Annotated in this window: 13 protein-coding genes; 2 read left to right on the top strand and 11 right to left on the bottom strand. The window is 61.9% G+C overall.

Annotated elements, in window-relative coordinates; genetic code table 11:
* Position 1 precedes the first annotated feature (1 nt).
* Entirely contained in the window at positions 2-436 is a 435-nt protein-coding gene (locus J2X19_RS21985; RefSeq protein ID WP_310376542.1) for an HIT family protein, read from the top strand.
* Positions 437-463: 27 nt separating this feature from the next.
* Here the strand turns inward: J2X19_RS21985 and J2X19_RS21990 are convergent, their stop codons facing one another.
* Positions 464-1,618, bottom strand: coding sequence for an ABC transporter substrate-binding protein (locus tag J2X19_RS21990; RefSeq protein ID WP_310376545.1), 1,155 nt, complete (start codon positions 1,616-1,618; stop codon positions 464-466).
* 133 nt (positions 1,619-1,751) lie between these two features.
* On the opposite strand from J2X19_RS21990, the gene J2X19_RS21995 reads away from it, so the two are divergent.
* Complete coding sequence (locus J2X19_RS21995) at positions 1,752-3,158, top strand: FAD-binding oxidoreductase (RefSeq protein ID WP_310376547.1); 1,407 nt, start codon at positions 1,752-1,754, stop codon at positions 3,156-3,158.
* A gap of 24 nt (positions 3,159-3,182) precedes the next feature.
* On the opposite strand, the gene pyrC is transcribed toward J2X19_RS21995, so the two are convergent.
* The 10 genes from pyrC to J2X19_RS22045 form a co-directional block, all read right to left on the bottom strand.
* Positions 3,183-4,226 (bottom strand): dihydroorotase, encoded by a 1,044-nt coding sequence (pyrC, locus tag J2X19_RS22000; RefSeq protein WP_310376549.1) that lies wholly within the window; start codon positions 4,224-4,226, stop codon positions 3,183-3,185.
* Between the two features lie 77 nt (positions 4,227-4,303).
* Positions 4,304-5,041 carry an amino acid ABC transporter ATP-binding protein gene (locus tag J2X19_RS22005; protein WP_092760389.1) on the bottom strand — a complete coding sequence of 246 codons (738 nt, stop codon included), beginning with the start codon at positions 5,039-5,041 and terminating at the stop codon, positions 4,304-4,306.
* Between the two features lie 21 nt (positions 5,042-5,062).
* A complete protein-coding gene (locus J2X19_RS22010; RefSeq protein WP_092760387.1) occupies positions 5,063-5,731 on the bottom strand; it encodes an amino acid ABC transporter permease in 669 nt (222 codons plus the stop codon).
* 1 nt (position 5,732) lies between these two features.
* Positions 5,733-6,449: an amino acid ABC transporter permease gene (locus tag J2X19_RS22015; RefSeq protein WP_310376554.1), complete on the bottom strand. Its 717-nt coding sequence runs from the start codon at positions 6,447-6,449 to the stop codon at positions 5,733-5,735.
* Between the two features lie 126 nt (positions 6,450-6,575).
* The gene (locus J2X19_RS22020) at positions 6,576-7,475 is read right to left on the bottom strand and encodes a transporter substrate-binding domain-containing protein (RefSeq protein ID WP_116606779.1); all 900 of its coding nucleotides are present in this window, start codon (positions 7,473-7,475) and stop codon (positions 6,576-6,578) included.
* Between the two features lie 187 nt (positions 7,476-7,662).
* On the bottom strand, positions 7,663-8,556 hold the full coding sequence (locus tag J2X19_RS22025; protein WP_310376556.1) for an amino acid ABC transporter substrate-binding protein: 894 nt from the start codon (positions 8,554-8,556) through the stop codon (positions 7,663-7,665).
* 11 nt (positions 8,557-8,567) lie between these two features.
* Positions 8,568-9,863, bottom strand: coding sequence for a dicarboxylate/amino acid:cation symporter (locus J2X19_RS22030; RefSeq protein ID WP_310376558.1), 1,296 nt, complete (start codon positions 9,861-9,863; stop codon positions 8,568-8,570).
* Positions 9,864-9,972: 109 nt separating this feature from the next.
* Positions 9,973-11,391, bottom strand: a complete 1,419-nt coding sequence (locus tag J2X19_RS22035; protein ID WP_116606776.1) for an aspartate ammonia-lyase — start codon at positions 11,389-11,391, stop codon at positions 9,973-9,975.
* A 156-nt stretch (positions 11,392-11,547) separates the two neighbouring features.
* The gene (locus tag J2X19_RS22040) at positions 11,548-12,480 is read right to left on the bottom strand and encodes a LysR substrate-binding domain-containing protein (RefSeq protein ID WP_092760375.1); all 933 of its coding nucleotides are present in this window, start codon (positions 12,478-12,480) and stop codon (positions 11,548-11,550) included.
* A gap of 21 nt (positions 12,481-12,501) precedes the next feature.
* Positions 12,502-13,434, bottom strand: coding sequence for a 2-hydroxyacid dehydrogenase (locus J2X19_RS22045; RefSeq protein WP_310376885.1), 933 nt, complete (start codon positions 13,432-13,434; stop codon positions 12,502-12,504).
* Positions 13,435-13,599: the final 165 nt, after the last annotated feature.

Consider the following 13,599-nt stretch of genomic DNA (forward strand, 5'->3'; position numbering starts at 1 on the left):
AATGACCACACCCGCTTGCCGCTACTGCAGCGCCACGCTGGCGGAACTCGACAGCCTGATGGTCCACATACGCGACCTGGAACATTCGCGCGTGTTTCTGCTGCGCGACCAGACGCACCGCGGCCGCTGCATCGTGCTGCTGAAGCAGCATGCGCGGGAACTGTTCGAGCTGGCGCCCGAGGTGCTGGCGGGCTTCATGCAGGAGGTGGCGCAGGTCGCCGCTGCCATCGCTCAATTAGGCGATTGCGACAAGGTGAACTATGCGATCTACGGCGACCTGAACGAGCACATCCACATGCACCTGGTGCCCAAGACCCGCGGCGGGCCGAACTGGGGCCAGGCTTTTGTGCTGACCCAGGATGCGCCGCTGACACTGCCGGCGGCGGAATTCCAGGCTACGCTACAAAAATTGCAGCTGCTGCTGCAGACCGCATAAGCGCCAGCGGCCGATTTAGCCCTTAACTCAGCCCTTGCCCAGCGGCGGCAGGATTTCCTTCACCATGGGTTTGCCGCCCTTGATCTCGATGAGGAAGCTGTCGCGGTCGATGTCGCCCTTGTCGTCAAAGGTCACGTCCATCAGCACGCCGGGCTCGTCGGCCACCTTGATGGTCATGCCGTGCAGCTGCTTGGCCACGGCCACGCGGTCGAACTTGCCGACCTTCTGGATCGCGGCCTTCAGCATGTAGACGCCTTGGTAGCCTTTGATGCCGTTGTGGTCGGGCACGAAGTTATAGGCCTTGACGAACTTGTCGCGCACCATCTTGATGCCGGCGATCGGCGCATCGGCCGACATCTCGGTATGGCCGACCACGCCGTTGGCAGCCTCGCCGGCCAGGTCAATCACCTTCTGGCCCAGCAGGGTCACGTCGCCGACGATGGGCTTGTCCCAGACCTGCTTGCGCAGTTCGCGCAACGCGCGCGCCGACTCTTCTTCGTTCAGGTAGACGAACACCGCCTCGGCATTCGCCTGCTTGACCTTCACCACTGGCGCCGAAAAATCCACCTGGCCGACTTCGGTGGAGACATCGGCCACCACCTCGACGCCGTAGGTCTTCAAGGCGCTGACGATGGCATCGCGCCCTGGCTTGCCGAAGTCGTTGTTCACGTACATCACGGCGATCTTCTTGACCTTCAGGTTCTGTGCGATGTAGCGTGCAGCCTTGGGCATGGAATTGACCTGCGTCAGGCCGGTGCGGAAGATGTAGGGACTGCCCTGCTGCGTCACCAGCGCGCCGGCGGCGGCGGTGAAATTGGGCACCTCGGCGCGCCGGGTCTCGGTCTGGCTGATCAGGATGGAGCCGGTGAACACCGGGCCGAAGATGGCAAACGCGCCGTCATCAATCGCCCGCACCACCAGGCCCTTGGCGATGCCGGGATTGGTCTGGGTGTCCATATTCGTGACCTCGATCTTGCGGCCCAGGATGCCGCCGGCGGCATTGATGTCCTTGACGGCCAGCTCGATGCCCGACTTGAACATGGTGCCGGCGGTGGCACCCGCACCCGACAGCTCGACCACGTTGAAGATTTTCACAGGGTCGCCCTGGGCCCACACCGTGGCGGTGCTGCAAAAAGCGGCGGCCGTCGCGGCGGCGATGAGGGTTCTGCGCTGGAATTTCATTTTTGTCTCCATGGGTAGGGTAAGCAATCGAAGGATAAGGCTGCGGCTGCCCGGTGTTCCGGGCTATTTTCCATCCATGGCAATTAGTGTACAGTACCCAGTACCTTACATACATCAATTTTATTCTACCGCCATGACAGCCTCTACCGCCGCCGAACAAGCCCTGCAGGCCCTGCGTCAGCAGCTGGGTGCCGCCGTATTCACCGCCGACGAAGTGCCAGCCCGCAACCGCAACGACTACAGCGGACTGGCGCCGACCCAACCGCTGGCCATGGTGCGCCCTGCCGACGTTGAAGGCGTGGCCGCGGCCCTGCGCATCTGCCACGCGCACGGCATCGCCGTGGTACCGCAGGGCGGGCTGACGGGCCTGTGCGGCGGCGCGCGGGCGCAGAGCGACGAGATTGCGTTGTCGCTAGAGCGCCTGGTCGGCATTGAAGAAATCGACCCGGCCTCGGCCACCATGACGGTGCTGGCCGGCACGCCGCTGGAGGTGGTGCAGCAGGCGGCGGCGGCGGCCGGCTTCTTCTGCCCGCTGGACCTGGGGGCGCGCGGCTCGTGTGCGATTGGCGGCAACCTGTCGACCAATGCGGGCGGCAACCGGGTCATCCGCTACGGCATGGCACGCGACATGGTGCTGGGCATAGAAGCCGTGCTGGCCGATGGCACGGTGGTCAGCAGCCTGAACAAGATGATCAAGAACAACGCGGGCTTTGACCTCAAGCATTTGTTCATTGGCAGCGAAGGCACGCTGGGCATCATTACGCGGACCGTGCTGCGCCTGTTCCCCAAGCCGGCGTCGACCATGGTGGCGCTGTGCGCGGCCGAGGACTATGGCACGGTGCTGAAGCTGCTGACCGCGGCGCGCAATGGCCTGGGCCCTATGCTGTCGGCCTTCGAGGTGATGTGGCCCGACTACTGGGACATGGCGACCCAGAAGGTGCGCGGTGTGCGCAACCCGTTTGCGGCCGACGGCCGCAGCTATGGCGCCTATGTGTTGGTCGAAGCCCTGGGTACCGATCCGGCCCAGGATGGCCCGCATTTCGAAGCCTGGCTGGCCCGGTTGCTGGAAGATGGCACGCTGCCGAACGCAGTGGTGTCGCAGTCGCTGGCCGACGAAAAAGCCTTCTGGGGCGTGCGCGATGCCTGCGCCGAATTCCACCAGCTCTGGCCCGGGCACCTGGCCTATGACATTGGCCTGCCGGTGGTCAACATGGACGAATACGCAGTGCGCTGCAAGGCCGCCCTCAGCGCCCAGCTACCCGGTTGCGAAGCGGTGTTCTACGGCCATATCGGCGACGGCAATGTGCACATCGTGGCCTACCAGACCGGCGTGGCAGCCCAGCCCAAGGACGCGGCGGACGACATCATCTACGGCCTGGTGCGCGAATACGGCGGCACGGTATCGGCCGAGCACGGCATAGGCACGATGAAGCGCCGCTGGCTGGCCCATGCGCGCTCGGCCGAGCAGATTGCGCTGATGCGCACGCTGAAGGCCGCGCTGGACCCGAAAAACATCCTGAACCCCGGCAAGGTCATCTGACCGGCCGGGTCTCCAACACCCTGCTTAGACCAGGCGCCAAGGCAGGGTTTCGCCGGCGCGCAGCGGCTTGAGTTGCGCGTCGCCGAAGGCAAAGCTGTCGGGCGGAGTCCAGCTTTCGCGGCGCAGCGTGATCGTGCCCTGGTTGCGCGGCAGGCTGTAAAAGTCCGGGCCGTTGAAGCTGGCGAAGGCTTCGAGCTTGTCCAGCGCGCCGGCAGCATCGAAAGCCTCGGCATACATCTCGATAGCCGCATGGGCGGTGTAGCAGCCGGCACAGCCGGAGGCATGCTCCTTCAGGTGCGCGGGGTGCGGCGCGCTGTCGGTGCCCAGGAAGAACTTGGTGCTGCCGCAGGTCGCGGCCTCGACCAGCGCGACCCGGTGGGTTTCACGCTTCAGCACCGGCAGGCAGTAGTAGTGCGGTCGGATGCCGCCGGTGAAGATGGCGTTGCGGTTGTACAGCAGGTGGTGGGCGGTGATGGTGGCCGCGGTATAGCCATCCGCTGCAGCCACGTACTGGGCCGCTTCGCGGGTGGTGATGTGCTCGAAGACGATCTTCAGCTCGGGGAAATCGCGGCGCAGCGGGATCAGTTGGCGGTCGATGAACACGGCCTCGCGGTCGAACAGATCGATGTCGGCGCTGGTGACTTCGCCGTGCACCAGCAGCAGCATGCCGGCGCGCTGCATGGCTTCCAAGGTCTTGTAGATCTTGCGCAAATCGGTCACGCCAGCATCGCTGTTGGTGGTGGCACCGGCCGGATACAGCTTGGCGGCAACCACGCCGGCGTCTTTGGCGCGGGCGATCTCGTCGGGCGGCAAGCTGTCGGTCAGGTACAGCGTCATCAGCGGCTCGAAATCCACGCCGGCCGGCACCGCCGCCAGGATGCGTTCTTTGTAAGCCAGCGCCTGGGCGGTGCTGGTTACCGGTGGGCGCAGGTTCGGCATGATGATGGCGCGGCCGAACTGGGCGGCGGTGTGCGGCACCACAGTGTGCAGGGCGTCGCCGTCGCGCACATGCAGGTGCCAGTCGTCGGGGCGGGTGATGGTCAGGGAGTAGGGAGTGGCGGAGGTCATGGGCGGAATTGTCGCATTCCAGATTTGGGGCAAAAAAAATCCTCCGGTGAAGGAGGATTTTCTAGAGGTGGGCAGTATCAGTGCGCCAGGATCTTGTTCAGGAAGTCCTTGGTACGCGGCTGGCGGTTTTCCGGGTGGCTGAAGAACTCGTCCTTGGAGCAGTCTTCCAGGATCTTGCCGCCCACGTCAATAAAGATCACGCGGCTGGCGACCTTGCGTGCGAAGCCCATTTCGTGGGTCACGCACATCATGGTCATGCCTTCCTTGGCCAGGGTCACCATCACGTCCAGCACTTCACCGACCATTTCGGGGTCGAGTGCCGAAGTGGGTTCGTCGAACAGCATGACCATAGGGTCCATGCTCAAGGCACGGGCAATCGCCACGCGCTGCTGCTGGCCGCCAGAGAGTTGGCCAGGGAACTTGTCCTTGTGTGCCATCAGGCCCACGCGGTCCAGCATCTTCAGGCCACGCACCTTGGCGTCGTCGGGCGTGCGGCCCAGCACCTTGATCTGGGCCAGGGTCAGGTTTTCGGTCACCGACAGATGCGGGAACAGCTCGAAATGCTGGAACACCATGCCGACGCGGCTGCGCAGCTTGGGCAGGTCGGTCTTGGGGTCGTGCAGGGCAATGCCGTCGACGAAGATCTCGCCCTTCTGGAACGGCTCGAGTGCATTGACGGTCTTGATCAGGGTCGATTTACCCGAGCCCGACGGGCCGCAGACCACCACCACGTCGCCCTTTTTGATGCTGACGTTGCAGTTATTCAGCACCTGTACAGGGCCATACCATTTGGAAACGTTCTTAATTTCAATCATGTTTTACTCCACGGGTCTGCATCAACGGATGATGGCGATTTTGAGTTGCAGCTTCTTGACGATGTAGGACAGGCCAAAGCACATGATGAAGTACACCACGGCAGCCAGCAGGTAGGCTTCTTCCGGACGGCCATAGATCTTGCCGGCGGTGGTGAAGCCCTTGAGCAGGTCGTAGGCACCGATGGCGTAGACCAGCGAGGTGTCCTGGAACAAGATGATGGTCTGCGTCAGCAGCACCGGCAGCATGTTGCGGAAAGCCTGCGGCAGGATCACCAGCTTCATGTTCTGCGCATAGGTCATGCCCACGGCCTGGCCCGCATGCACCTGGCCACGCGGAATCGACTGGATACCGGCGCGCATGATCTCGCTGAAGTACGCGGCCTCGAATGCGATGAAGGTGATGGTGGCCGACAGCTCGGCACCGATGGGTCGACCGATGAGGGTCGGCATCAGCAGGAAGAACCACAGAATCACCATTACCAGCGGAATCGAACGCATGCCGTTGACGTAGAAGGTCGCGGGGTACATCAGGATCTTCTTGCCCGACAGGCGCATCAGCGCCAGCACGGTGCCGAACAGAATCCCGCCGACGGTCGCGATCAGGGTCAACTCCAGGCTGAAGAGAAAACCCGTCTGCACGAACTTGCGAATGATTTCCCAGTTGAAGAAGGAAAGGTCTAGTCCGCCCATATCAATGCCCCCCGCCTACGCCACCGGCGACGATGAAGCCGGGGATCTGCATTCTTTTCTCCACAAAGGCCATCACGCGGTTCACGGAAAAGGCCGAGATCGCATACAGCGCCGTCACCGCCAGATAGACCTCGACACCACGCGAGGTTTCTTCCTGGGCTTGCATGGCGAACATGGTCAGCTCGGAGATCGACACGGCAAATGCCACCGACGAGTTCTTCAGCAAATTCATCGACTCGCTGGTCAGCGGCGGGAAGATGATACGGAAGGCCATCGGCAAAATCACGTAGCGGTAGGTTTGCGGGGTAGTGAAACCCATCGCCATACCGGCGTAGCGCTGGCCTTTGGGCAAGGCCTGGATACCGGCACGCACCTGTTCGGCGATACGGGCAGAGGTGAAGAAGCCCAGGGCCATCACCACCAGCGCGAAACCGGGAATCTGCTGCATCGCCGGAAAAACTTTGGGCAACACGAAGTACCAGAGAAAAATCTGTACCAGCAGCGGTATGTTGCGAAACAACTCTACCCAGGCGTTGGCAAAGCGCACCAGCCAGGGGTTGTTCGGCAGAGTCCGCAAGGTCCCCATCAAAGCGCCAACCACCATGGCCACGACCCAGGAACTACCGGCCACAGCCAGCGTCCAGCGCCACGCCTCCATCATCCACTGCAGATAGGTGCGCCCACTGCCGTCGTCGTTCATAAAAAACTGTATATCCATATGGCCCTCCTCCAGAAATGTGCCGCCCACCTCCTACAGGGATGCTGCGCAGATGTTCCTAGCTTGAAACAAAAACCCCGTCCCTGCATGAGTGGGACGGGGTTGCGAGCATCCTATCTGCAGTGCTTACTTCTTCAAATATTCTTCCACGGGCTTGTCGTTCAGATTCGCCCAGGCTGCCTTGGTGGCTTCGCTAGCAGGCAGGCCGACCTTGGTGTTCTTGGGAGGAATCGGCTGCATGAACCACTTGTCGTACAGCTTGGCCATTTCGCCGCTCTTCACCATCGCTGCAATCGTATCGTCAGCCAGCTTCTTGAAGGCAGGGTCGTCCTTGCGGAACATGATGGCGATAGGTTCCACGCTCAGCACTTCGCCCACGATCTTGAAGTCGGCGGGGTTCTTGGCGGTGGCAATATTGCCAGCCAGAATCTGGCCGTCCATCACAAACGCGTCGGCACGGCCGGACTCCAGCAGCAGGAAGCTGTCTGCGTGGTCCTTGCCGAAGACTTCCTTGAAGTCGACGCCGCTCGCACGCTCGTTCTTGCGCAACAGTTGCACCGAGGTGGTACCCGTGGTGGTTGCCACGTTCTTGCCGTTCAGTTGGGCAATCGAGGTGATGCCGGAGTTGGCCTTGACGGCAATGCGCACTTCTTCCACGTAGACAGTGTTGGCGAAAGCCACGTCTTTTTGGCGCACGGCACTGTTGGTGGTGGAGCCGCACTCGATATCGACGGTGCCGTTCTGCACCAAAGGAATACGGTTCTGCGATGTCACGGGCTGGTATTTGATTTCCAGCTTCTTGCCGATCGCTTTGTCCAGGTTAGCGATGATGTTCTGGCACACGTCGTAGTGGAAACCGGTGTATTTGCCATCACCCAGGGTGAAGGACAAAGCGCCCGAAGAGTCACGTACGCCCATGGTGATGACGCCAGCAGCCTTGACCTTGGCAATCGTATCCGTGGCTTGCGCCAGCGCGCCTCCAGCGGCCAAAGCAGCAACAGCGAAAGCCAACAAATGTTTCTTCATGAAAAAGCTCCAAGGTAAAAGATAAGAACTACACAACGCAAATTTTAAAGACTCCGGCGCGCGGGATAACCCTTGTGCCCGATATTGGTGCGTTCAACAAGATCGAAAAATTCCGAATCACACCTACTATGCAGACTTTATGCCTGCCCTCCGAAAGTACCGGCCCCTTGCCCGGCAACCCCATGCCTTACTCCGGCTTCACCCCCATGGTTTGGATAATCGTCGCCAACTGCGGGCTCATCGGCAGATTGATGCTGACGCCCGAAGGCAGTCGGCGCAAAAACCAGCGCTTATATAGCCGCTCCAGATCACCCTCTTCCGCCAGGCTGCCGAATGTTTTGTTGACCAATGCGGCCAACTGCGCATCTCCCTTGCGGTACATGATGCCGTAGGGGTCGTAGGACAAAAAGTCGCCCACCACCGCATAGCCGGCCTGGCCCTTGTTCTGCGCCAGCAAGCCGTAGAGCAAGACATCGTCGGTGGCAAATGCATCGGCCTTGTCGGCCGCCAGCAGCGCAAACGACTCGGCATGGTCGTGCGAGACCAGCAGATCCAGGTTCAGTTTGAACTTCTCGGACAACTCGCGCATGGCCTTCTCGTTGGTGGTACCCGCGGTAACCACCACGCGCTTGCCCACCAGATCGCGGAACGACCGGACCATCGCCCCCTTCTTTACCATCAGTTTGGTGCCGGAAACAAAAGTGGTGGGCGAAAACGCCACCTGCTTTTGCCGCTCCAGATTGCTGGTAGTGGAGCCGCACTCCAGATCCACCTGACCGGACACGACGGCGTTGATGCGCGACTCGGATGTCACCGGCTGCCATTTGATCAGCAACTCACGCCCCATCTCCTCGCCCATCGCATCGACCAGCGCGCGGCAAATGTCCACCGCATAACCTATGGGTTCGCCGCGTGCCGACAAATAAGAAAACGGAATCGACGACTCGCGATAGCCCAAGGTGACGGCGCCGGTGTCCAGTGCCTTCTTCATGGTGCCAGTCAGCACCTGCGCCTGGGCCAGGCCTGCCAGCAGACATGCCAGCAACCCGGCTGCCAGCGGCTTGATCCAATGGGATTGCATGGCGTACAGCCTCAAGCCCGCGCCGGACTCGGCCGAGCTGCATCCATCACGCGGGCATTGCGCTCGGCATCGGCTTCGGGGAGCAGCTCGCCTTCCCATTTGGCGACCACGGCCGTGGCGATGGAATTGCCCACCGCGTTGGTGGCAGACCGGCCCATGTCCAGGAAGGTGTCCACCCCCAGGATCAACAGCAGGCCGGCTTCGGGGATATTGAACTGGTTCAGGGTGGCCGCAATCACCACCAGCGAAGCGCGTGGCACACCCGCCATGCCCTTGGAGGTCATCATCAGTATCAGCAGCATGGTGATCTGCGTCGACAGCGGCAGATGGATGCCATAGGCCTGGGCGATGAACAGCGTGGCGAAGGTGCAGTACATCATCGAGCCGTCCAGATTGAACGAATACCCCATGGGCATCACGAAGCTGGATATCTTGCGCTTGACCCCAAACCGGTCCAACGCATCCAGAATCTTGGGGTACGCGGCTTCCGAGCTGGCCGTGGCAAACGACAGCAGAAAGGCTTCCTTGATCAGCACCAACAGCTTGAACACCCGGGGGCCCAGGAACAGGAAACCGGCAAGGATCAGCACGCCCCACAGCAGGAACAGGCCCAGATAAAAGTCGCCCATGAACACCGCGAACTTCAGCAAAATCTCCAGCCCGTTCACAGAAACTGTAGCAGCCATCGCAGCCAGGACGGCCAGTGGAGCCAGTTTCATCACATAACCGGTGATCTTCAGCATGACGTGCGACAGCTCCTCGATGGCCGCCAACAGCACCTTGGCCTTGTCACCCAAGGCCGCCATGGCGACGCCAAAGAACATCGAGAACACCACGATCTGCAGAATCTCGTTGTTCGCCATGGCTTCGGCAAACGATTTCGGCACCAGGTGGTTGACGAAATCTTTCAGCGTGAACTTGGAGGTTGCCAAGCCGGCAGAGGCACCAATGTCGGGCAAAGGCAGGCCCAGGTTCTTGCCCGGCTCCAGCAGGTTGGCCATGATCAGACCCAGCACCAGCGAGATCAGCGAGGCGGTGAAGAACCAGCCCAGCGCCTTGCCGAAGACCCGCCCCACCGAGGACGCATCCCCCATGTGCGCAATACCGACCACCAGCGTGGAGAACACCAGCGGCGCGATCAGCATCTTGATCAGGCGTAAAAAGATGTCCGACACGATGGAGATGTAACCGGCGATCTCGGACGCCGATTTCTTGTCCGGGAAGCTGGTAAACACCATGTAACCCAGCAGTATGCCCAGCACCATGGCCAGCAGGATGGTGACTGCGGCGGGAAATTTCTTTTTCATTGTCATCCTCTCAACCCATTCAAACCCCAAAGTCGAGAACAAGACACATGCACACCAGCGAAATCTGGCATGTGGATGCGTGTGTTCTTCGCCAGATAGCCAATAATTTTTATAGACCGCCGCGCACCAAGGCGATGGGCTGGGTCAGTTTTTCGGGCACCAACAAGGCTTCGAGTTCGCTGCGGGACATGATGCCCAGCGACTCGGCCACCTCACCAATCGGCGCGCCCGTCTTCATCGCCGTCTTGGCGATCAAGGCAGATTTTTCGTAACCGATCAAAGGGTTCAGCGCGGTGACCAGCGTCACCGATTCGCGCACGCGCTTGGCCAGCAACTCGCGGTTCGGCTCGATGCCGGCTACGCAATTGGTCTGCAAAGTGCGGCAGGCCTGGCTCAGGTGCTCGATGCTCTTGAACAGGCTCCAGCCCATGATGGGTTCAAACGCATTCAGCTGCAGCTGGCCGGCCTCGGAGGCCATGGTCACCGTCATGTCGTTGCCTATGACCTCGAACGCCACCTGGTTCATCACCTCGGGAATCACCGGGTTCACCTTGCCCGGCATGATGCTCGAGCCAGCCTGGCGCGCCGGCAGGCGGATATCGCCAAAGCCGGCCTGCGGACCGCTGGAGAGCAGGCGCAGGTCGTTGCAGATCTTGCTGAGCTTGCAGGCCACGCGCTTGAGCACGCCGGACAGCTGCACGAAGGCGCCGGTGTCCTGCGTGGCTTCGATGAGGTTGCTGGCTTTTTCGACTGGCACGCCGCTGATCTCGGCCAGCAGTTGGCAGGCCCGGTCGGAATAGCCGCCCGGGGCATTGATGCCGGTGCCGATGGCGGTAGCGCCCAGGTTGATTTCCTGGATCAGCGCGCGGGCCTCGCGCAGCCGGGACTCGTCTTCGCCGATCATGATGGCGTAGGTCAGAAACTCTTGGCCCAGGGTCATCGGCACAGCGTCCTGCAGCTGCGTGCGGCCGATTTTGAGAATGTCTTTGAACTCCAGCGCCTTGGCTTCAAAGCCGGTGCGCAGAAAAGCCATCGACGCCAGCAGGCGCTCGATGCCCAGCCACAGCGCGATGCGCACCGCCGTGGGATACACGTCGTTGGTGCTCTGCGAGGCGTTCACATGGTCGTTGGGGTGCAGCACGTCGTAGCGGCCTTTGTCCAGGCCCAGCTTTTCCAGCGCCAGGTTGGCAATCACCTCGTTGGCATTCATGTTCGTCGACGTGCCGGCGCCGCCCTGGATCACGTCCACCACGAACTCGGCGTTCAGCGCACCGGCCGCCAGGTCCTTGCAGGCCAGCACGATGGCATCGGCCAGCTTGGCGTCCAGCACGCCCAGTTCCATGTTGGTGCGGGCAGCCGCCTGCTTTACAAAGGCCAAGGCGGTGATCAGATCCGGCATCGCCGAGATGCGGGTGCCGGAGATCGGGAAGTTTTCTACCGCACGCGCCGAATGCACACCCCAGTACGCATCTGCCGGGATCTGTTTTTCACCCAAAAAATCGTGCTCGACGCGGAAATTGGTAGACATAGAAACCCATGGCAGTTGTGGAGGTGGCGAACTGTAAATGTCCGTTTCCCCAAACACCAATGCTGTTTACAGGGTGCGTTATGCATAAGTGTCATAGATTTGACACGGGCCAAACGCATGCACCAAGCCGTAGAGCCTACCGCACCAAAACGGCCTCTATTTGCCCGTTTTCTGTGCTGCCAGGTAGGTCCACAAAGCCTGGGCCGTACCCTTGGCCGCCGATGGGCCGGTGGGCTTTTCGCGGTAGGCGCGTACGTCCATGGTCATCTCCAGCCCGGTCAAACCCGGCGGTGCGGCGCTGACCAGCTTGCGCGCGCGCAGCTCTTTCTTAACGGCGCTGTAGGGCAGGAAGGCAATGCCATGGCCTTCGAGCGCCATGGCTTTCAGGCCCTCGGCCATATCGGTCTCGTACACCCGGTCCAGGTGGATGGCCGTGGCCGACTGCTTGAGGATCATGTCCACGGTTTGCCCCAGATAAGCCCCCGGCGCATAGCCCAGATACGGCAGCAGTTGCCCGGGCTTGCCCGGCAACTGGAACAGCGGCGCGCCGTCGGCATCGGCCTTGACGTAGGGCGCGATCACCTCCTGGCCCAGGCTGACCATCTCGTAGCGGTCAGTTCCCAGCTGGAACGGCTGGGCGCTGTGGTGGTAGGCGATCAGCAGGTCGCAGCTGCCCTCGACCAGACGCATCACCGCGTCGTGCACGTTCAGCGCGATCAGCCGGCTTTTGATGGGGCCGAACTTCTCACGCAGCAGCGACACCCAGGCCGGGAAAAAGGTGAAGGCCAGGGTGTGCGGCACCGCGAACTCGATCACGTCCTGCCCGGCCGAATGGTGGCCACGCAGCATGGCGCGCGTGCTTTGCAGTGCCTGCAGCATCTCCAGCGACTGGGCGTACAGGGTTTCGCCGGCCGGCGTCAGCCGGGTCGGGTACGAGCTGCGGTCGACCAGGTCGGTGCCGGCCCAGCCCTCCAGCGCCTGGATGCGCCGCGAAAACGCGGGCTGGGTCACATGCCGCAGCTGGGCCGAGCGGCTGAAGCTGCGGGTCTCAGCCAAGCTGACGAAATCTTCAAGCCATTTGGTTTCCATGGGGCGGATTATGGACGCGGGCTAGATAGGGGAAACTACGGGTTGGCCCGCAAAATGCCGTGTGCTGTTGTCGATGAAGCGCTGCACCGATGCCTCGATGGCCTGCGGCGACCAGCCGCCCACATGCGGCGTAAGCACCACATTGCGCAGGCCCAGCAGCTCGGCCGGTGGCTGGGGCTCGCTCTCGTACACATCCAGGCCGGCACCGGCCAGACGGCCGCTGCGCAAGGCGTCGGCCAGCGCCGCGGTGTCCAGCACGCTGCCACGCGCCACGTTCACCACATAGCCCTGCGGGCCCAGGGCCGTCAACACCTCGGCACCGACCAGATGGCGGGTCGCCGGTCCGCCGGGTGTGGCCACCACCAGAAAGTCGGCCCAGGCAGCCAGCGACAGCACATCGGCAAAGTAGGCATAGGCCACATTCTCCTGGCGCTGGCGGCCGTGGTAGCCGATCTGCATGCCGAAGCCCAGTGCCCGGTGCGCCACCTTGTGGCCGATGCCGCCCAGGCCGACGATGCCCAGGCGCCGCCTGGAAACGCTGGCCGGCAGCGGCAGCGCATCGCGCCACACGCCCTGGCGGCACTGCTGGTCGAGCTGCGGCACATTGCGCACCACGGCCAGCAGCAGCGCAAACGCATGGTCGGCGACGCAGTCGTCGTTGGTGCCCGCGCCGTTCGCCAGCACCAGGCCGCGCGACCGCGCATGGGCAATGTCGATGTTTTCATAGCCCACGCCCAGCGCGCAGACGATTTCCAGCAGCGGCATGGCGTCCATCTCGGCCGCCGTCAGGCCCACGCTGCCGATGGTCAGCACAGCGCGAATCTGCGCACCGTCCTGCTGCACATGGGCGGCGCGCAGCTCGGCCGAAGGCGCGTACACCAGGTCGAAGAACGGCGTGAGCATCGCCTGGTGGTGGTCGGCCATATAGTTCAGCACAAGGACTCGGGGGCGCAGGGGATGCATGGGCAAAGCTCGCAAAAAGTAAGACGAAATACTATCAAATAAATAGCTTACAGCGCAGAAGGAATAAGTGCAAAAGACCTATTTCATACAAAACACAAACTGCACCGAGACACAAACCACGCCTTCCAGAAACACCGCAGATCTGGCTCTGCCAGG

Source organism: Rhodoferax ferrireducens (assembly GCF_031458075.1).
Lineage (GTDB): Bacteria > Pseudomonadota > Gammaproteobacteria > Burkholderiales > Burkholderiaceae_C > Rhodoferax_B > Rhodoferax_B ferrireducens_A.